General features: G+C 65.6%; 11 protein-coding genes. 7 read left to right on the top strand and 4 right to left on the bottom strand.

Annotated features, from left to right (window positions below; translation table 11 throughout):
- Nucleotides 1-198: 198 nt before the first annotated feature.
- From VF992_06105 to VF992_06095, 3 genes are all read left to right on the top strand, one after another.
- Nucleotides 199-14,931, top strand: a complete 14,733-nt coding sequence (locus VF992_06105; GenBank protein HEX9340729.1) for a hypothetical protein — start codon at nucleotides 199-201, stop codon at nucleotides 14,929-14,931.
- On the top strand, nucleotides 14,924-15,406 hold the full coding sequence (locus VF992_06100) for a hypothetical protein (GenBank protein HEX9340728.1): 483 nt from the start codon (nucleotides 14,924-14,926) through the stop codon (nucleotides 15,404-15,406). The genes VF992_06105 and VF992_06100 overlap by 8 nt, the downstream gene beginning before the upstream one ends.
- Before the next feature lie 336 nt (nucleotides 15,407-15,742).
- Nucleotides 15,743-16,213, top strand: a complete 471-nt coding sequence (locus VF992_06095; GenBank protein HEX9340727.1) for a DUF2240 family protein — start codon at nucleotides 15,743-15,745, stop codon at nucleotides 16,211-16,213.
- Here VF992_06095 and VF992_06090 read toward each other — a convergent pair whose 3' ends face one another.
- A complete protein-coding gene (locus VF992_06090) occupies nucleotides 16,214-16,726 on the bottom strand; it encodes a multiprotein bridging factor aMBF1 (GenBank protein ID HEX9340726.1) in 513 nt (170 codons plus the stop codon).
- Between the two features lie 63 nt (nucleotides 16,727-16,789).
- On the opposite strand from VF992_06090, the gene VF992_06085 reads away from it, so the two are divergent.
- The 4 genes from VF992_06085 to VF992_06070 all read left to right on the top strand — a co-directional run bounded on the left by VF992_06085 (nucleotide 16,790) and on the right by VF992_06070 (nucleotide 20,619).
- Nucleotides 16,790-18,001, top strand: coding sequence for a proteasome-activating nucleotidase (locus VF992_06085; GenBank protein ID HEX9340725.1), 1,212 nt, complete (start codon nucleotides 16,790-16,792; stop codon nucleotides 17,999-18,001).
- 72 nt (nucleotides 18,002-18,073) lie between these two features.
- Nucleotides 18,074-18,865, top strand: coding sequence for a hypothetical protein (locus tag VF992_06080; GenBank protein HEX9340724.1), 792 nt, complete (start codon nucleotides 18,074-18,076; stop codon nucleotides 18,863-18,865).
- A gap of 224 nt (nucleotides 18,866-19,089) precedes the next feature.
- The gene (locus VF992_06075; GenBank protein ID HEX9340723.1) at nucleotides 19,090-19,986 is read left to right on the top strand and encodes an FKBP-type peptidyl-prolyl cis-trans isomerase; all 897 of its coding nucleotides are present in this window, start codon (nucleotides 19,090-19,092) and stop codon (nucleotides 19,984-19,986) included.
- 9 nt (nucleotides 19,987-19,995) lie between these two features.
- Nucleotides 19,996-20,619, top strand: coding sequence for a hypothetical protein (locus VF992_06070; GenBank protein HEX9340722.1), 624 nt, complete (start codon nucleotides 19,996-19,998; stop codon nucleotides 20,617-20,619).
- Here the strand turns inward: VF992_06070 and VF992_06065 are convergent.
- From VF992_06065 to VF992_06055, 3 genes are read right to left on the bottom strand one after another with little or no spacing between them, the layout of a single operon-like run.
- Nucleotides 20,616-21,323: a glycosyltransferase gene (locus tag VF992_06065; GenBank protein ID HEX9340721.1), complete on the bottom strand. Its 708-nt coding sequence runs from the start codon at nucleotides 21,321-21,323 to the stop codon at nucleotides 20,616-20,618. The genes VF992_06070 and VF992_06065 overlap by 4 nt on opposite strands.
- Nucleotides 21,320-22,624 (bottom strand): FAD-dependent oxidoreductase, encoded by a 1,305-nt coding sequence (locus VF992_06060; protein HEX9340720.1) that lies wholly within the window; start codon nucleotides 22,622-22,624, stop codon nucleotides 21,320-21,322. The genes VF992_06065 and VF992_06060 overlap by 4 nt, the downstream gene beginning before the upstream one ends.
- 48 nt (nucleotides 22,625-22,672) lie before the next feature.
- Nucleotides 22,673-23,815, bottom strand: a complete 1,143-nt coding sequence (locus VF992_06055) for a glycosyltransferase (GenBank protein ID HEX9340719.1) — start codon at nucleotides 23,813-23,815, stop codon at nucleotides 22,673-22,675.
- Nucleotides 23,816-23,977: the final 162 nt, after the last annotated feature.

The following is a 23,977-nucleotide window of genomic DNA, read 5'->3' as shown; positions in this document are numbered from 1 at the left end:
GCCGCTTCTGCCTCAACGGCTCACGGCACGAAAATATCGTTCCTTTCCAACTTGAATAGAGTCACAAAGTACGGGCTGCTCTCCATGTCCAAGTCATCGGGTGGTTGTCATCCACGTGCAGGGGAGAGACTCGCCGCCTAGCTCGACTCGGGTGGCGATGGTCATGGACCGGCACTCCACGTCAAGGACGGTGTCGCGATGACGACGCGCCCGAGTTCGGTGTTCCACAACCTGTCGGGCCTCACCGTGTTGCCGACCGTCGCTGCGAAGTTCCGGCACCGGACGATCGTCGAATCGCGCCGGGTGAGCCAACCCCACCTCTACATCGGCCTGGCGCTCCTGCTCAGTCTCGGACTCCTCCTGAGCCTCGTGGTCCTGCTGATTGAGTCGCAGGTGGAGGACCCAATCACAGGAATGCCCGCCGATCTGCGTGGCAAAATTTCGTTCTCGAACGGGAAGCTCCAACTTCTCGGCGGCAAGATGAGCGCGTCAGACTGGAAGGAAGCGATGCAATACATCTTCACGCCTCGTGGAGGCTACGACCCAGTGGCTCGCTGGACGGTCAACCGTACCGACATCCACGCGACCGCAAGCTACACATTCTGGGACGGCAGGGTCACGGACCCGGGCCCCGCGTGGATCGCTCCTCCGCGTGGCGACGACGGCTTCGCGATGCTGGCGAACAGGATCGTTGACGCCGTCGTCTCCGGATTGAGGAGCGCGGTCATCGATTTGCTCGACTTCTTCACGGGACGTGCGCAGGCTACGGTCGTTTTCGACGCTTCGTCCGAACTGGAGCGAACAGGCACCACAGACCCCGCAACTTGGACGCACACCCCGGTAGGGACGCCCAGGGGCGTCGCGGTGCTCATCGCGGACGAGACAACCTCCACGGACCATGTCCTCGCTGTGAAGTACAACGTCGGGGCGAGCGGTGCCGCCTGCGCGTCAGGCGGGGTCTCCCTGAAACGCATCATAAGGGCCACGGACACGGCGGGCGAGCCCGGTAGCGCCGAGATCTGGTTCCTTGGCACAGGTCTTCCTACGGGGGCGGTGTCGGTGTGCGTGGACCTGGACAGCGCGACGACAGACGACTACGAGTTTGTCGCCGTGACTTGGACGGCAGCCGGTGACATTCGGATAGTGGACGCAGACACCGTTAATGAAGATGCCACGAACCCGTCCGTCACCGAGCAATACGGAGGATACTCCTCGGTGTCCGCCATGATGCTATACTCCGGTTTGGGGACCCTTCCCTCGTCGAACTGTAGCGGGAACGGGACCTGTACGAACATGCAGCTTTTCGATGACGGGGGGAAGGGCTCGATGGCGGACCGCGGACCGGCGGCGGGGACCACGAACCAGGTGATGGGCTACACCGCCGCCTTGGACGATGTCGCCCTGGCGGTGTTCACGATCACCGACGCGTCTTGTGGCGCGTCATCCTCGCGCTTCTGGGTTGGCGGGACCGGCACCTGGAACACGACCACCGATCCCCTGACCGGATGGTCCGAGAGCACCGGCGGATTCCCCGGCTGCGCCATACCGACTACCTCCAATGCCGTGACCTTTGACTCTCTCTCCTGCACCGCGTCTTGCACGATTACGGTCGACACGGCCGCCAACACCAACGCCCTTACGGTGGACAATTCGAGCGCGACGATCCAACTTAGCAGCACGAACAACCTGACGGCAAGCACGGGGACGAACACAGCATCGTGCGGCGCAGTCACCTACACGGTCTGCATCAACGCCGGTACGGTGAACTGGGCGGCGAGCGCGAGCGGGACCTTCAGCACGTCGTCCACCTCGGCGAATGCCATCCATCTGAACGGAGGCTCCATCGATGCCACGAATGGCGGGACGATTCAGGTCACCGGCGCAGGTGGCGGTTTCGTCGTCAACAGCGCATCCTCCTTCATCAAGTGGGGATCGAGCACCGCCCATTCGTTCACCGGATGCTACTCCAACTCCAGCACTTCCGCGAGTTGGAACCAAGGCACGGGGACGGTGACGATCAAGTCGAACGCGAACTGCGCCTCCACGAAGTTTGGCGGGACAGCCAACTTCACGGAATTTCACAATCTGACCCTCGACTCGACGGCCGCGGCGTCCACGACCGTTACGTACACCATGGTCACGAACGCGATCAAGTGGGACGGCACCCTGCTCATCAACAACACCGTCGCAAGCGCCACGGGCAACGTCATCCTGGATGACAGCGTGAACAACTTGAGCACGGTGACTGGCACTGCTGCGGTCGGCACGTCGAACATCAAGCTGGGCACGCTTGGCGTTCTCAAGGGCGGGACGGCCACCGTCTCCCTCTCGGGAGACTTCGAGGTGGCGGCGGCGAATGCCTATGTGACGAGCGGAGCGGGCACGTGGACAGTCGGCAAGTGGAACCAGTCCACGCCCTCCACGTCGGGCTCCTGGAACTTCCAGGCGGGCATCACATTCAACTCGAGCGGTTCGGCAACGATGGCATTCGGCGATTCGTCCAGCTATACGAGCAGCCAGGAATTCCGTGGGGGCGTGACGTTCGACCCGAACACGAACGCGGCGGTCGTGTACACCGTGGGCAGCAGCACGGGGACGCTCGCGATTGGCGGGCTCGTGACCATCCGGAACTCAAACACGGGGACGTCCGCGAAAATAACGCTCGACGACAGCGTGAACAACAAGAACCTGACCTTCGCGGCGGGCCTGACCATCGACAACCCGGGCGCCGCCGAGATCGGGGCGGTGCTCAAGACCGGGACGGCGACGGTGTCCGAGACCGGCAACGTGTCCATCGGAGCGACTGACCCCGACTCGGGGATCACGTCCTCCGCCGGGGGTGCGTGGACTGTCAACAATGGCACCTGGACCAACGCGAGCACCAGCACCAGCAACTGGTCCTTCGCCGCGCCGATCACCTTCAAGAACGGCGTCGCCAGAACGATGACCTTCTGCGGCACGGTTTGCGGGCCGCCGGAGTTCACCGGGGCGGTCACGTTCGACAGCAACGTCGTCGGCGGGATGACCTACACGATGGCGACTCGCCCCCTGAACATGGGCGGCGACCTGACTATCTTGAACTCGACGGCGAGCGCGAGCGGCAACACGGTCCTGGACACCTCCGGCTCGAACCTCGCGATCACGGCGACCGCCGGGATTATCCTCGGGACCCGTGGCACGCTGACCGCGAACGCCTCGACTATAAAGTTCAAGACATTCGACAGTAGCGGCACGAGCGCCGTCTTCAACAAGGGAACGTCGCTCTTGGAGGCCGCAACGACGGGCGGGACATTCAACACGGTCGGAGGCAATGCGAACAACTTCACCGCGGACCCCGGAGTGACGATCACATCCAACGGGTCGGCGTCCGTCGACGGAACGACCACAGTGACCGGCGTGTGGGCAACCAGCACGTTCACCACGACGATTACGACCCTCGCCGCACTCAGTGGTGGGATCACGGCCGGAGCCTCCGGCACGAAGACCATATCGAGCAGCGTCACGGTGAACTTCACAGGCTATTTCGTCTTCGGTGGGGCGACCTGGACTTTCTCCAACGCGAGTTGGACGAACAACTCAACCTCGGCCTCCTGGGACGCGACCGCCAGCGGGACGGTCATGTTCACGGCCACGGGCAGCAACAACTTCAACCAGGGAAATTCCACGAACTACGTCGGCGGCGTGGCGTTCCCCAGCCTGACCTTCGACCCCAACAGCGCGACGGGTGCAACATGGACCCTCGTCACAAACGCGCTCAAGATCAGCGGGGCGCTCACGATCCAGGACTCGAACGCGAGCGGGACGACAATCCTGACGGACGCGACGAACAACCTGACCTTCACCACGGGCGGTGTGACGGTCGGATCGCACGGCACGCTGACGTTGGGCTCTGGCACATCGACGGTCTCCGGCAACTGGGACAGCAGCAACTCGACGGCGGCATTCAACAAGGGAACCAGCACGATCGTCATGAGCGGCACGAGCAAGACGGTTGCGATCCGCAACGCAAGCAACGGGTTCGCGAGCCTGACGATTTCCGGGACGATTACGCAAAACTCGGCCATCGATGTCAGCTCCGCGATCTCGATCACCGGCACCCTCACGACCTCCGGGAACAACGTGACCGGCGGCGCGACCCTCACCGTATCCGGCGGCGGGACCCTGGCCGGCTCCAGCGCCGCCATCACCGTCAGCGACGTCACGATGACCGGAGCGTCCGCGAACACGATATCGCTCACGACCGGTTCGATTACGGCGTCGGGCAACTGGGACACCTCGGGCTCGTCCAGCACCTGGGACCGCGGCACGTCCGGTTCGGTCACACTGAGCGGCGCAAGCAAGACCGTGAAGATGCTCGTCTCAGGAACCAACAACGAGTTCTACGCGCTGACCGTCTCCGGCACAGTCAGCACGCTCTCGGACATCACGATGAAGTCCACGGGGACCGGCGTGAACCTGACTGGGAGTCTCACCATCGCGAACAGCTTCACCACGAACGACACGAGCGTGACCGGTGGCGGGAACCTGACGATTGCCACGGCGGGGACCCTCACCGCAACCGCGAGCACGGTGAGCATCGGCAACCTCACGATGACCTCGGCGACGAGCGGCACGATCACCCTCACGTCGGGATCGTGGACCGTCTCGGGCAGTTGGGACACAAGCGGTGCGGGCTCGACGTTTGCCAAGGGCACGAGCACCGTCACGCTATCGGGCGCGACAAAGACCGTGAAGATCCTGAACGCGTCCAACGGCTTCGCATCTCTGACGGTCTCCGGGACGATCACGGCGGCGTCGGCCATCGACGTGAGCACGGCCACGAGCATCTCGGGGACATTCGACACTTCAGCGGCTAACAACTACGCGCTGTCCGGCGGAGGCTCGCTGACGATCTCCACGGGTGGCACGCTGACCGCAAACTCCAGCACGGTCACGGTCGGCAACGTGACGATGACCTCGGCGACGAGCGGGACAATCACGATTTCGGGAACGGCATCATGGTCGGTCTCGGGAAACTGGGACACGAGCGGGTCCGGGACGACGTTCACGAAGGGCACGTCGACAATCACGATGAGCGGGTCCGGCACGACCATCGCAATCCGCAATTCGGCGAACAACTTCAACAACCTGACGATCTCCGCGGCCGGCACGGTGACGACGAACACACTCCTTGACGTCGGGGGTAGTCTGACCGTCAACGGCGGAGCGATCCTCGCGACGGGCACGCAGATGCTGACCGTCGCCACGCTCGCCGCGCTGTCGGGCGGGATCACCGCCGGAGCGTCGGGCACGAAGACGATCGCCAACGATGTGACGATCAACGCGACCGGCTACTTCTCGTTCGGGGGCACGGCCGGCTGGGAGTTCAAAGGCGCCTGGACGAACAACTCGACATCGGCTTCGTGGAGCGCCGGGACCGGGACCGTCCTATTCTCTTCCGCGTCGAACGTCATCATGACGTTCGGAGGGTCGAACCTCGGCGTCAATGAGTTCAACAACGTGACCTTCACGTCGAGCTCCGCAGCCGCGCAGACGTTCACCATGGCCTCGAGATCCCTCGTCTGGGGCGGCACTTCGACGGTCAGTGACCTCTCCGGCACGAGCGCCCTCGCTACCGCGAATCTCGGGCTGACCGGCGGGGCTGTCTCGGTCGGCAACGGCGGAATCCTCACGGCGAACGCATCCGCGGCAGCCGTCTCTAACGTAACGATGACGGGAGGCACCTCCGGGACGATCACGCTCACCTCCGGCTCCTGGGCTGTCTCGGGCGACTGGGACACGTCCGGCGCGAGTTCGACGTTCACGAAGGGCACGAGCACCGTCACCCTGTCTGGGGCCTCCAAGACCCTGACGATGTTGAACTCATCGAACGGCTTTTACGACCTCGCAATCTCGGGCACGATCACGCAACTCAGCGCCTTCGACGTGAGCAACGCACTGTCCACCTCAGGCTCCGGCGCGTTGACAACGTCGGGCTTCGGCCTTACCGGCGGAGCCAACGTGTCCCTGTCGGGTACTGGCGGAATCACCGGCACCACGTCTTCGATGACGGTCAACGACGTGACGATCGGCAGCGGGACCTCATGGAGCATGACCTCCGGCAGCATCTCGGCCTCTGGCTCCTGGGACTCCTCGGCCGGCACCTTTGCCAAGGGCACGAGCATCGTGACCCTCTCGGGCACGTCCAAGACCCTCGCGATCAACGGCACCGCCGCGTTCTACGACCTGACGATTACCGGCTCGTACACCCTGAACACCGCGCTCAACGTGGCTCATCTCGTCACGCTGTCCAATGCCCTGTCGATGAACGGGAAGGACATGTACGTCGGCGGGACGACATCCATCGGGGCCAACGGCGACGTCGGCGTCAACACGGGTGGCACGCTCACGATGAGCGGCTCCGTTTCACTCACGGTCTCGGGGAACTGGGACTCGAGCACCGGTACGTTCAACAAGGGGACGAGCACGGTGAACCTGTCGGGAACCGCCAAGACCGTGGCGATCACCGGGACGGCGGGTTTCTACAATCTGACGATCACCGGGACGATCACGCAGGCGACCGCCATCGACGTGTCCAATGGCCTGCAGACTTCGGGTTCGGGCACCCTGACGACGTCCGGCTACAGCATCACCGGCGGGGCGGCAACCACGTTGAGTGGGACCGGTGGAATCGCGGGCAGCACGTCCTCCATCACGATCGGCGCCCTGACCGTCGGGTCCGGGACGACCTTCAGCGTCTCCAGCGGATCGATCAACACGAGCAACGGAAACGTCTCTGTGACCGGGGCGATTACCGTCAGCGGGGCTGGAAGCCTCACATTCGGGGCGGGCAACCTCACGGTGAACAATGGCGGAATCGTCACGGCGAACGCGGCGACGGCGACCGTCGCCAACGTGACGATGACGGGCGGCACGTCCGGCACGATCACGCTGACGAGCGGATCATGGACGGTGTCCGGGAACTGGGACACCTCGGGAGCGGGTTCGACGCTCGCGATGGGCGCGAGCGCGGTCACCATGACGGGTTCCGCCAAGACGCTCAAGCTGAACGGGGCGCAGGGCTTCTACAACCTGTCGGTCTCCGGCACGTATACCCTGAACAGCGCTCTGAACGTCTCCAACACGCTCACTCTCGGCAACACGCTCACGATGACCGGCGAGGACGTGTACGTCGGCACGACGACATCTACCGGGACGAACGGAGACCTCGTCGTGAGCGCGGGCGGCACGTTGACGATGAGCGGTGCGGTGTCCCTCACGGTCCCGGGTATCTGGGATTCCTCCGGAGGCACGTTCAACCGGAGCACGAGCGCCGTCACGCTGAGCGGGACTGGCGAGACCGTGAAGACGGCCGATTCCGCCCACGGGTTCTATCAGCTCACGATCTCTGGGACGGTCAGCCAGCTGAGCGCGATCGACGTGATTACTGTGCTGGCGATTACCGGCACGCTGACCACGTCGGGCAACAACATCACCGGCGGCGCCAACCTGACGGTGTCGAGCGGCGGCGTTCTGACCGGCACCACATCGTCCATCACTGTGGGCAATGTCACGATGAACGATGCTTCGGCGGATGCGATTTCCCTAACGAGCGGGAACATCTCCGCGTCCGGCAACTGGGACACTTCCGGATCGTCGTCGAGTTTCACGAGGGGCACGAGCACGGTCACCTTGGCCGGGACCGCCAAGACGCTCAGGATCCGGAACGCGAGCAACGGATTCTACAACCTGATCGTCTCCGGGACGATCACGCAAAGTAGCGCCGTCGACGTGAGCAATGCCCTGTCGATCACAGGAGCTCTGACGACTTCCGGAAACGACATCACGGGTGGCGCCAACCTCACCGTGTCGGGGGGAGGCACGCTGACGGCGAGCACGTCCGCGATCACCGCCACAGACGTGGCGATGAACGACGCTGGGACGAACTCGATCTCGTTCACGAGCGGGACGATTTCCGCCTCGGGCAACTGGGACACGTCCGGCTCGAGCTCGACGTGGACCGAAGGCACGGGCCGGGTCACGCTGTCCGGCACCTCGAAGACGATCCAAATGCGGATCGGCGGCACGAACCACCACCTCTACGATGTCACCATCTCCGGGACGATCTCGACACTCTCCGACCTGGTCCTTGACAACAGCATGAGTCTGACCGGCACGTTCACCATAGCGAACACCTTCGACACGTCGAGCAAGACGGTCTCTGGCGGGGGAGACCTGACGATCGCCACGGGCGGCACATTCACGGCGAACGCCTCGTCGGTCACCGTCGGCAGTGTGACGATGACGTCGACGACGAGCGGCACGATCACGCTGACGAGCGGCTCGTGGACCGTCTCGGGAAACTGGGACACGAGCGGGACCGGGACGACGTTCACGAAGGGCACATCCACGATCACCTTGAGCGGCGCCTCTAGGACGGTCGCAATCCACGACGCCAGCAACGGGTTCTACAGCCTGACCATCACGGGCTCCGTCACGATGTCCACGGCGATCGACGTCAGCAACTCCACGACGATCTCTGGGACGCTCGCAACCGCAAGCCAGGCGCTCTCCGGGAACGGCACGCTCGCCATCTCGACGGGCGGGGCCCTCACCGCGAACGCGTCCACGGTGTCCGTGTCCAACGTCACGATGACGTCGGCGACGAGCGGCACGATCACGCTGACGAGCGGCTCGTGGACCGCCTCGGGCAACTGGGACACGAGCGGGTCCGGCACCACGTTCACGAAGGGCACCTCGACGATTACGATGACCGGCGCCTCGAAGACCATCGCGACTCGCAACGTCAGCAACGGGTTCTACAACCTGACGGTCTCGGGCACGGTCACACAGACCACCGGCATCGACGCGAGCAACGCGGTATCGGTGAGCGGGATGCTGAGCACGGGCGGGCTGGCGGTTTCAGGCGGCGCCAGCCTCACGGTGCAGACTGGCGGGACCGTCACTGCGAACGCGAGTGCGGTCACCGTCGGCGACGTGACCATGACGAGTGCGACGTCCGGCACGATCACGCTCACCGCCGGCTCGTGGACGGTCTCCGGCGATTGGAACACTTCTGGAGCGGGCACGACGTTCACGAAGGGGACGAGCACGGTGACGCTCACCGGGACCGCCAAGACGGTCGCAATCCGAAACTCGAGCAACGGTTTCTACAACCTCACGATCAGCGGGACCCTAACGATGTCCACCGCCATCGACGTGAGCCACACCGTCGCCACGTCGGGCCTCGGCACGCTCACGACCGCGGGCCTGGACGTCAACGGCGGGGCCGACCTGACCCTGGCGGGCTCCGGCGGGCTAGCCGGCAGTTCCTCCACCCTGACCCTCGCGAACGTGACGATCGGCTCCGGCACCACACTCAGCATGACCTCCGGGACGATCGACGTTAGCGGCGACTGGAACAGCAGCGCGGGGACGCTCACGTTCGGGACCTCGACGATTTCCGTGCAGGCCGCTGGGAAAACATACACCTTCGGCTCGGGTCAGTTCTACAACTACTCGACGAACAACAATCCGGTGACCATCGAGAACGTCTCGATGGCTGCCAACGGGACCTTGGCCCTCGGTTCTTCCTCGGTCACGGTCACCGGCAACTGGGACACCAGTGCCTCCGGCACTACGCTGGGCGCCGGCACGAGCACGGCCACCATGAACGGTTCGGGCAAGACCCTCGCGATCCGGAACTCCTCCAACGGGTTCTACGCCTTGGTGGTCAGCGGGACCATCACCATGGGCACCGCTATCGACGTCAGCAACTCCACGACGATCTCCGGCACGCTGGCAACCGCAAGCCAGGCGCTCTCCGGGAACGGCACGCTCGCCATCTCGACGGGCGGGACCCTCACCGCGAACGCGTCCACGGTGTCCGTGTCCAACGTCACGATGACGTCGGCGACGAGCGGCACGATCACGCTGACGAGCGGCTCGTGGACCGTCTCGGGAAACTGGGACACGAGCGGGACCGGGACGACGTTCACGAAAGGGATTTCCACGGTGACGCTCAGCGGGACCTCCAAGACGGTCGCGATTCGGAATTCCTCGAACGGTTTCTACGACCTTACGATCAGCGGGACCATCACCATGTCAACCGCCATCGACGTGAGCGACTCCACAACGATCTCCGGGACGCTGAGCACAGCGAGCTTGGCCCTCAGTGGCAGCGGCGCGCTAACCGTCTCGACGGGCGGGGCCCTCACCGCGAACGCGTCCACCGTGACCGTCTCCGACGTCACGATGACGTCGGCGACGAGCGGCACGATCAATCTCACGTCCGGGTCATGGACCGTCTCCGGCAACTGGGACACGAGCGGGTCCGGGACGACGTTCACCTCGGGCACGTCGACGGTCACCCTGTCCGGCGCCTCAAGGACGGTCAAGCTTCTTGCGAGCCAGAGCTTCGCCATCTTGACCGTGACGGGCACGATTTCCCAAGCGTCGCAGCTCACGACGTCGGCCCTGAACCTCAACGCAGGATCCCTGACGAAAGGGACGAACGCCCTCACGGTGAACGGGAACCTGACGTTCGCCGGCGGCGCCCTTCTCAGCACGTCCGGCACCGTCACGATCTCGGGCAACGTAGACGTCTCCGCCGCGGCCTCGTACATCGCCTTCGGTTCGGAGTCGTGGACCGTCAGCGGGACATGGACGAACGCCTCGACATCGGGGTCCTGGAGCGCCGGATCCGGGACCGTGACGTTCAACGACTCGACGAGCGCGACGATGACGTTCGCGGGGTCGAACCTCAGCGTCGCGGAGTTCAACAACGTCGTCCTCCAGTCGGCCGCCGGCAGCGGCACGATTACCTTCACGATGAGCACGAACGCCCTCCGGTGGGCCGGCACCCTGACCGTTCCGGGGAGCGGATCGACGACGGTGCTCGCGACCGCGAACCTCGGCCTCACGGGCGGCGCCCTGACCATCGGCAACCTCGGCGTGTTGACGGCGAACGCGTCCGCGGTGTCCGTGTCCAACGTCACGATGACCGGCGGTTCGTCCGGCACGATCACGCTGACGAGCGGCTCGTGGACGGTCTCGGGCAACTGGGACACGTCCGGCGCGGGCTCCGCCTTCGCGAAGGGGATGAGCACGATCACGCTGAGCGGTGCGACCAAGACGGTGAAGATCCTGAACAGCGGCAATGGTTTCTACAATCTCACGGTCTCGGGGACTCTCACCCAGTCCAGCGCCATCGACGTGAGCGCGACGTTCAGCATCTCCGGTTCCCTGGGCACCGGGCCGAACCCCTACCATGACATCACGGGGACGTCCAGCCTCACGGTGACCGGAACAGGCACGCTCACCGCCAACTCCTCGATGATCACCCTCAAGTCGCTGGACACCTCCGCCGGCGGGGCGACCTTCACGGCCGGGACCTCGACGATCGTCATCGGCACCTCGGGCGGATCCGTGAACATCCCGCAGACGGCGTACAACGTGACCGTCAACAGCGGGATCTCGACGACCTTCACGAGCAGCCTGACGTGGTCCTCGACCCTCACGCTGACCTCGTCCACGGTCACGTTCAATGGGAACTTGACATCAGCCGGCGCCGCGACGATCACGTTCGCCTCGGCCACCGTCTTGATCGGCGGGAGCTGGAACACGTCTTCGGCGGGCTCCTGGACCTCCACCACCTCGACGGTCACGTTCACCGGATCCGGCAAGACCCTGACCGTGGCGTCCGGCCAGACGTTCGCGACCCTCACCTTCTCCGGCACTACGACGCTCGGCTCGGACGTCACGGGCACCAGTCTGACGGTGAGCTCGGCGGCGACCCTCACGAAGACCGGGTTCAGCGTGACGTTCAACGCCCTCACCGTGAACGCCACCGGGACCCTCGCGGACGGCTCCGTGAACGTGCAGAACTTCACCGTCACCGACGACGATGCCACGGCCCTCATCACGATCGGCGCCTTCACCGCGTGGACGTTCGACGGCACCTTCGCGTGGAGCCACACCGACACCAAGACGACGGACACGATCACGCTCACGATTGGCGGGAACACTGCCTCGAACCACTGGAGCGTCCTGAAGAACGGCTCCCAGTTCGCGGTCGGCACGGTCGACGGCTCGGGGCAGGTCGTCTTCACGACCCTAGGCGGCAACGACGGCTTCGTCGTCACCGTCTCGGCCCCGTGCGGCGCGAACGAGTTCTGGATCCTCGGGACCGGGAACTGGAGCGACGTGAACCACTGGGCGTCGTCCTCGGGCGGGGCGTTCGGCTGCCCCGTGCCGACGTCTTCGATCGCCGTTCACTTCGACAACAACAGCGGTTCCGGCACGGCCACCGTGAACGTGAACGCCGCCATGGCGTCTCTCATCACGACGGGCTCGACGATCGGGACGATCTCCATCGGGACCTTCGATTTCGCGGTGTCGGGGAGCGTGACGCACTCTGGCGGGTCGATTACGATCGGCGCGACGGCCGCCAGCGGCTTCACGGTCGGCGGAGCCCTGACCCTGTCGGGCAGCGCGAACATCTCGATGTCCGGTGCCTCCAAGGGAAGTGTCGCGGGCAACGTGAACGTCTCCGCATCCGCGGCGTACATCGCCTTCGGGAGCGGCCCATGGACGTTCAGCGGCTCGTGGACGAACGCCTCGACGAGCGCCTCATGGTCCGCCGGGACGGCCCCGGTGACGTTCAATTCGGCGTCGTCGCAGACGATGACCTTCGCCGGGTCGAACCTGTCCGGGAACGAGTTTTCCGCCGTCGTGTTCGACAGCGGCTCGAACGCGGTCGTGTTCACGATGAGCAGCCGAGGCCTCAACGCGGGAGCGATCACGGTCCAAGGCGGCAGCGCCGTGACGACCCTCGCCACATCGAACCTTGCGCTCGCCACATCGACGTTGACGGTCGCGGCCAACGGCGCTTTGGCGGCAGGCTCGTCCGCCGTCGCGGTCACCGGCGACATCAACCTCGCGGCGGCGACGGCGTACATCACCTCGTCGTCGGGCGGCTCTTGGACCGTTTCCGGATCCTGGACCGACCTTTCTTCGTCAGCTTCTTGGTCGTTCTCCGCGCCGATTACGTTCCGTTCCGCCGCCTCGCAGACGATGACGTGGGGCGTGATGTCCGCGATCGAGTTCGGCAGCGCGGTCACGTTCGATTCGAGCGTGGCCGGCGGGGTCACGTTCACGTCCGACGGGAACGCCCTCCGGATCGGAGGCACCCTGACGGTCCAGAATTCGACGGGCGGGGCGACCGGAGCGACCGACCTGTCGACGGGGGCCAACCCGTACTACAACGTCACGGCGGGTGCCGTCACGCTCGGCACGTACGGCCGGCTCGAGGCGAACTCCGTGACGATCTCCGTGAACGGCAACTGGACGGTGACCGCATCCAATGCGACCTTCGTGGCCGGCACGAGCACCGTGAGCTTCGGGGCGGCCGCGACGATCGCTATGACCCAGTCCTTCTACAACCTCACGGTCACGGCGGGCACGGCCACGGAGGCCTCGAACATCACGGTGTCGGCGTCGTTGACGGTCTCCGGCGGGACCTTCGCGAAGTCCACCTTCGCCTTGTCCACGTCGAGCGTGACCCTGTCCGGCGGGGCGGTGACCTCGACCTCGGGCAACGCGACGGTCACGGGCAACGTGAGCGTGTCGTCGGCGTCGAGCTATTTCGCGTTCGGATCGGAGACGTGGACGGTTTCAGGTTCGTGGGCCAACGCCTCCACGTCGGCATCCTGGGGCGCAGGCAGCGGGACGGTCGTCTTCAACGCGTCGTCGTCCCAGACGATGACCTTCGCCGGATCGAACCTATCGGTCAATGAGTTCAACAACGTCACGTTCAACGGCGGGTCCAACACCGTGACGTTCACCACGGCCACGAACGGGCTGAAGTGGGCGGGAACGCTCACCGTACAAGGAGGCAGCGGGACCACGACCCTCGCGACGTCCAACCTCTCCCTCACCGGAGGCGCGCTGACGATCGGAAACGCCGGCGTCTTGATGGCGAACGCATCCGCCGTGTCCGTTTCCAACGTCGGGATGACCGGCGGGACCTCGGGCACAATCACCCTCACGAACGGTTCATGGACGGTTTCCGGCGACTGGGACACGTCTGGCGCGGGCTCGACGTTCACACCGGCAACGGGCACCGTGACGATGACCGGTTCCGGCAAGACGGTCAAGATTGCCACGGGTCAGCAGTTCTGCGGGTTCAACCTGAGCGGAGGCACCGTGACGATGGCCTCGTTCCTCCTCGCTTGCGCCGTGACGATCAGCGCGGGCACGCTGGACCTCGACGGATTCCCCGTCTTCGTCAACGGGAACCTGACGATCTCGGGGACTGGCTCCGTGAACTTCGATGCCGGCAACGTGACCGTGCTCGGGAACATCGTCGACACGTCGAGCAACACGAACAGCGGAGCGGGGACGCTGATCTTGCCGTCCGCCGCAACGCAATCCGTGCAGGGGGGAGTCTGGCCGAACGTCCAAGTCGTCGGCGGGGAGAAGGACTTCACCGCGAGCCTGACCACCCTGAACGTCACCCTCGTCGGTACCGCGAACGTGACGATCCGCGTGACGGCCGGGATCACATGGACCCTGACCCCCGGAGGGGTCCTCTCAGGCGTTTCGTCGACCGCGCGCCTGGTCCTCACGTCCAGCGGGACGTGGACGGTGGACGTCTCCGGCGTGACAGGGATCGCCCAGTGGGTCGCGGTCGACCACAGCAGTGCGACGGGTCCCGGGATGCAAGCCTTCAATGCGACGGACAACGGCAACAACGCGAACTGGGCGTTCCCGTCGGGCGGCACCCCGCTCGGTCCCTTCCTCCTGCTCCTCCAACAGGATCCGGTCTTCCAAGCATCCCTGTCGGCTTTGGGCTTTGTGGGAGCCCTTCTCATCCGCCGGATCCATCGCAAGCGGGTGACGTGCCCGGTCTGCGGGCATCGGTTCACCGAGGAGTGCCGTGAGCATGGATAGGCGCACGGCGTGGATCGTCGCCCTGGTGGTGACGGCGACCGCACTGTCGTCCGTGGCTGCGGCGGTGTTGCTCGGGGCGACGTCCCCTCCACGGACGTTCACCGTCGCCCAAATCACCCTCACACCCTCCGGGTTCGCGTCCCAAGTCACCCCCGGCGGGACGTACTACTTCAACATCACGGCGCGAAGCTCGTATCACACGGACACGACCCGCGTCTTCATCGTCGTCACGGTCTCGGACACCTGTGCCGACCTCTCCAGCCGCGGGTTCGCCTTGGCCGTGAAGTCCGCCACGTACGGCGGCTATGCCCTGATGACCGGCGTCGAAGCCTCCGGGTCGTGCACCTTCACAAACGTCGGAATCAGCGCGACCCTCCCCGCGGACGGAGTGCCCGTCGTGTACTGGTTCCGGGAGACCGTCACGAGCACCCTCCCGGACCTGTCTTGGACGTTCCAGGCCGCCCGGCAGAACTAATCGTTGCGGTCGTCTCCTCGATCGGGTAACCGGGATGTCCCCCGGCAGTAACAGCGCGTGTCACGGCCAAGCGATGCTCTCTCGACGCCCTGACCCTTGCCGAGGGATTGTTGGACGCCGCGTTGTCCCCCTGTCACGGAACGCCTCGAACGCGAGGCTATCGAGGAGGGACCCATACGACGCCCTCTCCCGGCTTGCATCGCGCATCACGGATCCGCGCGACCTTACGCGGGAGCAGACGACGAACGATTCGCATCCGGATAAACGTTCGCACGCGGGCCTCACGTTTATGTAGACCTCGGCCGTTCGGGCGGCGCCGGGTCGGGAGCGGGGACGCTGGACGAACTTCGCGATGCGATCGCCCTGCTGTTCAAGCGCAAGGGGCGGGACGAGCTAAGCGAGCGGGAATTCGTCTTGTCCGCCTCGATGGACCTCCGGTGGTTCCCCCCTCGCGACGCGCAGCGCCTCTTGCAGCTCGGGCTCGAATCGAAGCTCCTCGAGTCCCACGAAGGCACCATCCGGCCAGCGTTCGACGTCGCAACGGTCGAGGTCCCGCGAGACTACGTCCCGACGGCGGCGATCCTCGAGACGCCGACCCCCACGGGGGAGGGAGTCTTCCTAATGATCGTAGAAGCGATGGCCCGGAAGACGGCGGCGGACCGGAAGGCGATCGTCGCGATCGTGAACGGCGTCCAGGAGCGCCTCGACGTCGACGTCGAGGTCGCGGCCCTCGTCGCCGCGCGCCAGGCCGGCGTGGACATCACGTCGTTCGTCGCGCCGGTGAAGGCGCGGCTCGGCCTCGCCTGATCACGGCTCGTCGTCGTTCCGGTTGAGGAGGTCGCCGAGGGTGAGGGCGGCGCCGGCCGCCTGCTTCTTGACCGCCACGGGCTGCACGCGTTCCTTCAGCGCGATCCCGAGTTCCCGCTCGAGCTTCCGTACGAGGGCGTCGCCCGGCGTCATCGCGCCGGATTCGAGCCTGGCGATCACGCTCGCCTTCTCGTTGATCTTCGCCCCGAGATCGGCCTGTTTCCAGCCCCGGGACTCCCGCGCTGCCCGGATCTTCTGCGGGAAATCCTCGGCGAGTTCGAGTTCGCCGCCTTGTGCGTACACGTCCTTGGGCGTCATGCGCCGTTGGCGGGCCTCGAGCCGCTGCGCGATGATGGGCGGCATCGTGCTGCGGCGCAGTACGGGGCTCGCGACCTCGTCTCCGAAGCGGGCGCAGTCCCCGCACACGGAGAGGATCGTGGCTTCGATGGCGACGTTCTTGAGGCGCGGGACGTCCGCGCCACACAATTCGCAGATCACGAATCGAGCCCGCAAAGACTAAATAAAAAGTGCCGGGTATATAGCCTTCGTCTTTCAGCCCACCCACCGGACGATTCTATGGACGAAGAACAAATCCGCGAATTCTCGGAGAAAATGTCAGAGCGAATCTCCACGCTGGAGGATCGGAACGACAAGCTCCTCGAGACCGCCCGCCGGGTCGAGGGCGAGAAGCGGTACGTCGAGACGGAGATGGCCCGGCTTCAGAAAGAAATCCGGCGACTCAAGCAGGAGCTCGACCGGCTGAAGAGCCCGCCCCTCATCATCGGGAACATCCGGGACGTCCTTGCGGACGGCCGGGTGGTCGTGAAGTCGTCGACGGGTCCGGACTTCATCGTCAACGCCGCGGACTACATCGTGAAGGAGAACCTGATCGTCGGGGCGCGCGTCGCCTTGAACAAGCAGACGCTCGCCGTCATGGGCGTCCTGCCGCCGTCCCTCGACCCGATCGTCACGGGCGCGGAGATCATCGCGAAGCCCCAGGCGACGTACGAGGACATCGGCGGCCTGGAGGACCAGATGCGGGAGCTCCGCGAATCCGTCGAGGACCCGTTGCTCAAGCCGGACTTGTACCGCAAGGTCGGGATCGAGCCGCCGAAAGGCGTGCTCCTCGTCGGCCCGCCGGGCACCGGCAAGACCCTCCTCGCGAAGGCCGTCGCGAATCGCACGAAGGCGACGTTCATCCGGTTCGTCGGCTCCGAGTTAGTGCAGAAGTACATCGGCGAGGGCGCGCGCCTCGTCCGGGAGCTCTTCCAGCTCGCCCGGGAGAAGGCCCCGTCGATCGTGTTCATCGACGAACTCGACTCGGTCGGGGCGAAGCGGCTCGAGATCGCGACGTCCGGCGACCGGGAGGTCCAGCGCACGCTCATGCAGTTGCTCGCGGAGCTCGACGGATTCAATCCGCTCGGCGAGGTGAAGATCATCGGGGCGACGAACCGCCCGGACATCCTCGACGACGCGCTCCTGCGGCCCGGCCGCTTCGATCGAATCATCGAAATCCCGATGCCAAACCGAGAGGCGCGCATGACGATCTTCCGCATCCACGCGCGGACGATGAACGTCCTATCCGACGTCGACTGGGGCGTGCTCGCCGCCCGCTGCGAGGGCGCCACGGGCGCGGACATCCACGCGATGTGCACGGAAGCGGGCATGTTCGCGATCCGCGAGGACCGGGACCATGTGACGATTTCCGACTTCGAGCGGGCGGTCGACAAGGTGTTGGGGGAGAACCCGGTGCGTTCACTGGACACCTCGGGCGCGATGTACGCCTGAGTTGGAACGCGACCACGGCACACCTAAATAGGACACTGGCTCTGCATATCCGGTACGGAGCGAGAGCCCGCGATGCAGAAGATGGATCACTGTCCCATCTGCACTGTCGCCGTGAAACCCGAGAACTTGATCCGCCACCTGGGCGACACCCATCCTCGCCACCCGGACATGCCACGGCTGCGGGAGGAACTGAAGCAGGAGGGCCGCCGCGTTGCCCCGAAGAAAGGCGCGCGGCCGATCCGCCTCCGGAAGTATCAGGTCGCGATCCTGGCCCTGGTCGTCGTGGGAGGCGTCGGCGGCTACTACCTGATCTCCCAGCCGTCCGGGAGCAACATCGTCTCGGCGTGCGGCCTGGAGGGCACGGTCGTCCACTATCACCCGCTCTTGGTGATCAACCACAACGGCGTCCAGCAGCCGTTGCCATACGATGGGACGCAAAGTGCCGACATCGGCTATCTCAACCGACCCGGCTTCACGAATCCGAAGTATTATTGTGCCGTGGGCCAGATTCACTGGCTCCACACCCACGACGGATCCGGAGTCATCCATGTGGAGCTGCCCCAGACGGTCTCGGCCCAACCGACGCTCGGAAATTTCTTCGAGATCTGGGGAGAGCCTCTGAACCCAACGACCGTATGGACGTTCTCCGGTCAAGTTCAGGCCGCGATGTACAACAGCGACACCGGCTCGTCGGCGGACTTCTCCTCGAACCCGGGCAGCATCCCGGTGTACCAGCCCCGCGCCGGACCGCAGGGAAACGAATATGCGATCCCAGCGAACCTCATCTTCAACGGCGCGTACGGCAGCGGCGCCTCGAGCGGTTTCTTCTCCGGGGAAATCATCTGGCTGAACGTGACGGGTTGAATCGGTCCCCTTCTTTCCCGGCCGCGTCCCCAAGGCCGCACGGGCGCCCGAGAGCGGATGGTGGCGCGGCCGAACGACGCACGACGAGCGGCGGGTGGCATCTCGGTGTGATCCGAATCGGCCCGCGTTTGGGACGGACGCGGGAGCCTCGTCGGCGTGTGCGCCTCCAATTCCGCATGGGCAGCGGAATGTTTATTGCAGCCCCTTGGTTAGCCCGGGAGCGCATGGTCCGCCCCCTGGTCCGCGATGACGTAGCCGCCAGCACCTTGTGGTCGTTCATCGGGGTCCTCGTCCTCGTGATCGCGATCCTCGGCGTGTATTTCGGCTACGTCGTCCCGAAGTTCGGCGCGCCGCCGATCCGCGCGCAGACCGGCGACACGGTCCAGGTCGACTACATCGGCACGTTCGCAGACAACGGGCTCGTGTTCGACACGAGCTTATCTGCCGTCGCGAAGGATAACGCGTCCTTCCAGAAGTCCTTCACCTTCACTTGGCGGGACACGTGGCAGCCCCTCTCGTTCTCGGTCGGGGCCTCGCCGTTGCAGGTCATCAAGGGCTTCGACCTCGGCGTCCAGGGCATGAAGGTCGGCGACTCGAAGACGGTCGTCGTGCCGCCGTCGTTGGGGTACGGTCTCGCGGATCCCTCGAAGTTCGTCGTCAAGCCCCTCTTCGAGCCCGTCCCGGTCCGCGCCACGATGAACGCGACGGACTTCCGGACCCGGTACGGCGTGACGGCCGTGTCCGGATCGAACGTCACGGACCCGTTCTGGAGCTGGTCCGCGACGGTGGCGGTGTCCGGATCGGTCGTCACCGTGACGAATAGCCCCGTCCCGGGGCAGATCGTCCGGCCGTACGACGGCTGGAACGCGGAAGTCGTGAGCATCGACGACACGGCGAACGGCGGCGAGGGCGCGATCCTCGTCCACCACCTCCTCACACCGAGCGACGTCGACCGGACGGGCCAGAAGATTTTCCAGCGAGGTACGATGGTGCCCCTCTTCGTCGTGAGCGCCGTGGACCTCGACGCCGGCACGTACACCCTCGACTACAACGTCGCTGCGCCCCTTGGCCGGACGCTCGTCTTCCAAGTGACGATGGTCTCGATCAGCCGCCTATTCTGAGGGCCGCGGATGGCCTCCCTGGACGAGCTCCTGGCCTTGCTGTTTCGCTCCCTCGGGCCGGCCGGAAGCCTCGCGGCTCTCTTCCTGATTTTCGCGATCGACGCCGCCGTTTTCCCCGCGCTCCCCGAGGTGTTCGTCGTGATCGTGTACTCATACCGCCCGGAGGCGCTCGACCCGCTCGCATGGTCGGCAGCCCTCCTGGTCGTGGCCGTTGCGGGAGAAGTCGTCGGAAACAGCGCCCTCTATTGGGTCGTGCGGCGTGCCGTCGTCGAGCGGGGCCACATGCCGCGGTGGATCGAGGCGGGGATGCGCCGGTGGATCGGATTCCTCATCGTCCCCGACGAGCGCATGATCCTCGTGAACCGCGTGGCGCCCGTGGTGCCGTTCGTCGGGGCGTTCATCGCGACCCTCCATTGGAACTACCCGAAATCGCTCGCGTTCATCGTCCTCGGTGGCGGTGCGAAGTACGGCTTGCTTCTCCTCCTCATCGGCTACGTCGGGGTCGTGTACAATCCTGCCCTCGCGCGATGGCTCACGTTCCTTCTCGTGATCGCGATCGTCGCGATTTCCGCGTCGGTTTCCTTCGTCGTCCGCCGTCGGAGGCGGGGGAGCGCCCGCCCCCCGGCCCGCTAGTATTTCTGCCGGGCGTACGTCGCCGCGGCCTCGAGGGGTTCCCCCGCGAGGAGCTTCAGGTCGCCCCGAAGCCAGAGGAGGAGCGTGTGCATGTACCCTTGTTTCTCCAGGCGCCGGACGGAGAGTCGGACGTACAGTCCGGGGTCGTACACGACGCGTCCCCGCGACCGGATGCGGAAACCGAGGTCGATGTCGTCCGAGTGGGGCAGGTTCCGGTAGCCGCCGATGGCCAAGAACGCGTGCTTGCGAAACGCGGAGTTCGTCCCGCCGGTGCCGCACAGGCCCAACAGGGCCACGAGGCGGATTAGGAACCGCACGACGAAGAAGACGGTCCTCGCCTTCCAGGAGCCTTCGAGGGGCCCGTCCGGGCCGCAGACCGCGACGACTCCCGGATCTTCGAAGGCTCGGACGATCCGCTCGAGCCAGTCCGGCGGCACCCGGCAGTCCGCGTCCGTCGTGGCGATGAGCGCGGTGCGGGCCGCCGCGACGCCGTCGTTCCGGGCTCCCCCGATGCCCTCGCTCGTTTGGAGGACGACTCGGTCCGCGAGCCGGGCCGCGATTTCCCGCGTGCGGTCCCCGCTGCCGCCGTCGACGACGATGACCTCGAACGCGGTCCGCGGAAGGGTCTGCCGTTCGAACTGCCGCAAGAACGACTCGATGCCCGCCTCTTCGTGGAACGTCGGCACGACGACGGACACTTTCACCCGGCGGCCCCCAGCTCCGCGGCGAGGACGAGGCCGCGCAGGATGCATTGGTCCGTGTTGATGTAGTCGAACTGGCCGAAGCGACCGAGGAGGCGGATCCCCTGCTTCGCCGCGAACGCCTTCACGAGGTCGAGGTTCCTCCGGTGATCGAGATCGAACACGACGTACGCGTAGCGGGTGCGCGCGACCCGGGCCGCGATTACTTCCGCCCGCCGGAAGACGCCGAGGGCATCCGCCCGCTCGAGGACATGTTCGACGAGGCTTTCGTCCGGCGCCTTCCAGACGTCGTCATCGGCTTCGCACGTGATTTCTGCGAGGGCGGAACTCGTGCCCTCTGGGGCGACGCGATCACTGAAGTTGCTCGGGAACGAGATCCGGTTGAATCGGCCGTCTTCGGGCCGCGGGAAGTAGACCCAACTGAAATCGTTCAGGGACGGAGTCGAGAGGCCCACCATGACCGTCACGAGGGACCGATGGCGGAGCGCCTCCCCCGCGTCCCGGACCGCCGTCGGGGCGTCGGGCATCGCACGGATGAGCTCCGGGATCGGGATCGTGGAGACGATCGACTCGTACTCCCGCTCCTCCCGCCCGTTCGCGATGAGCCACCGCGATCCCTTGTGCCGGATGGACGTGACCCGGAAGTCCGTGCGGACGGGGCGGACCTTCGGCAACAAGCCCCGGACGAGGGCCTCGATGCCGCCCTCCCGGGGGTACACGAAGTTCAGCTGGTGGGTGTAGCCCTCCGTGGGGAGGCCAAGGCTCGCCTTCACGATGTCCTCGAGGGGCGGGTCGGGCACCCGGCCGTCGACCCAGTCGATCGCCATTGCGTCCGCGGGCATCTTCCAGATTTTCTCGTTGTACGGGAGTAGATAGCAGTCCGTAATCCCACGTCCGAAGCGGTGGTACATCCACTCCTTTAAGTTCTGCGGCTTCTCCGCGGCGCCGCGCTGCCGATGGTAGTACGCCTCGATGTATCCGAGCAGGCAGGCGAGGTTGTCCTCCGGAGGCAACTCCCCGAGGCCGTTCTCGAACGGGTACTTGACGTACCGGCCTTTGTAGAACACCTTCGTATTCCGCCGCCGCCGGCACACGTTCCCCCGGAGGATGTCCTCGTAGAACGACATCGCCTTCGGATCTTTCGAGAACAGGATATGGGACCCGTGCGGGTCGAACGTGAACCCTTCGAACGTCAGGCTCCGACACAAGCCGCCGGGCCGATCCCCCGCTTCGAGGACCTCGGCGTCGCCGAGCCCCGACGCGACGACGAGGCCCGACAGACCTCCGCCCAAGACGCCGATCATCCGACCGTCCAAAGGGCCGCCGTTATTAATGCGTAGCGACCGGGACGCTCACCAGGCGAGGCGCGCGTACACGCCCTCGAGGCGACGCGTGCAGCGGTCGACGGAGAACGGGAGGGCGCTCTCCCGCGCGGCCTCCCCCATCCCGTCTCGATCCCGGAGGCACCGGAGGACCGCCTGCGCGCAGTCCTTGGAGTCGTTCGGATCGAACAGCGATCCGTTCCACCCGTCCCGCACGAACTCGGGGATGGCGCGGTAGTTCGCGCCGACGACGGGCCGACCGGAGGCGAGCGCCTCGAGCACCACGAGGCCCTGCGTCTCGAACTTCGACGCGATCGCGAACGCGTCCGCCGCCGCGTAGTAGCGAGGGAGGTCCGCATCCGGGACGAAGCCCGTGAAGATCACGTCGCCCTCGAGGCCGAGATGCCTCACGAGGTCGTAGTACTTCTCGAGGTATGGGCCGGTGCCGACGATCAGGAACTTCGTGTCGGGGTTGGCCTCGAGGACCTTGGGGAACGCGTGGATCAGGGTCGGGAGGTTCTTCTCCGGCGCGACGCGGCCGACGTGCAAGAGGACATCGTGGCCGTTCAGGCCCCACTTCGTCCGGACACTCTGGCCGGAGAGGTCCGGCCGGAAGCGTTCCACGTCCACGCCGGTCGGGATGACGTCCGTGATCTTGGCGGTCGGCGAGAGGGCGAGGATCTCGTCGAGGATCGCGCGACTCGGCACGACGACGCCGTGGGTTTTTCGGAGGAACACGCGGAGGTAGAACCGCAACCCCCGCTCCAGGAGGTGGAGATTCAAGCCGAAGGGGGAGTAGAACGGCAGCGTGTCGTGGATCATCGTGTGGAACGTCGAGACGCGCGGGATCTTCGCCTGCCACGAGGCCCACAGCCCCTTGATCCCGACGAAGCCGACGCTGTGGATGTGCACGAGGTCGATCCCCATGTCCTTGATCAGGTCGACCTCGCGGCCGGGGAACATCGCGAGCCGGTATCCTGGATAGTGTCGGAATTCCTTCGCGCGGACGTAAATCGTGCCGGCCTCGTGCGTCCCGCGGCGCCGGGGATCCTCGGGCGCAAAGACGACGACCTCGTGGCCGTCTGCCTCGAGCTGTCGGCGGGTCGTCAAGACCGACGTCACGACGCCGTCGACTGTGGGGAGGTAGGTGTCCGTGAAGAGCGCGATTCGCATGGCCTCAGCGTCCGAATTCGCGGTCCTGGGGCTTCGGCTCCCCCGCGTCACCTTCGATGTCGGGTATCGTCCCTGCCTCCACGATTCCGTGCCCTGTCCGCACTCCGTTGCCGGCCGATTCCACGGGACGCCCTTCGCGCCCGCGACCGTGGCGCCGGAATG

It is taken from the genome of Thermoplasmata archaeon (assembly GCA_036395115.1).
GTDB lineage: Archaea > Thermoplasmatota > Thermoplasmata > RBG-16-68-12 > RBG-16-68-12 > RBG-16-68-12.
Note: the sequence above shows the minus strand (reverse complement) of the source record. Positions and strands in the feature narration are given on the sequence as shown.

Excerpts from the sequence above, each read along its gene's own strand:
- VF992_06105 (HEX9340729.1), top strand. The coding sequence starts at position 199 with ATGACGACGCGCCCGAGTTCGGTGTTCCACAACCTGTCGGGCCTCACC.
- VF992_06100 (HEX9340728.1), top strand. The coding sequence starts at position 14,924 with ATGGATAGGCGCACGGCGTGGATCGTCGCCCTGGTGGTGACGGCGACC.
- VF992_06085 (HEX9340725.1), top strand. The coding sequence starts at position 16,790 with ATGGACGAAGAACAAATCCGCGAATTCTCGGAGAAAATGTCAGAGCGA.
- VF992_06080 (HEX9340724.1), top strand. The coding sequence starts at position 18,074 with ATGCAGAAGATGGATCACTGTCCCATCTGCACTGTCGCCGTGAAACCC.
- VF992_06075 (HEX9340723.1), top strand. The coding sequence starts at position 19,090 with ATGGTCCGCCCCCTGGTCCGCGATGACGTAGCCGCCAGCACCTTGTGG.
- VF992_06070 (HEX9340722.1), top strand. The coding sequence starts at position 19,996 with ATGGCCTCCCTGGACGAGCTCCTGGCCTTGCTGTTTCGCTCCCTCGGG.
- VF992_06060 (HEX9340720.1), bottom strand. The coding sequence starts at position 22,624 with ATGATCGGCGTCTTGGGCGGAGGTCTGTCGGGCCTCGTCGTCGCGTCG.
- VF992_06055 (HEX9340719.1), bottom strand. The coding sequence starts at position 23,815 with ATGCGAATCGCGCTCTTCACGGACACCTACCTCCCCACAGTCGACGGC.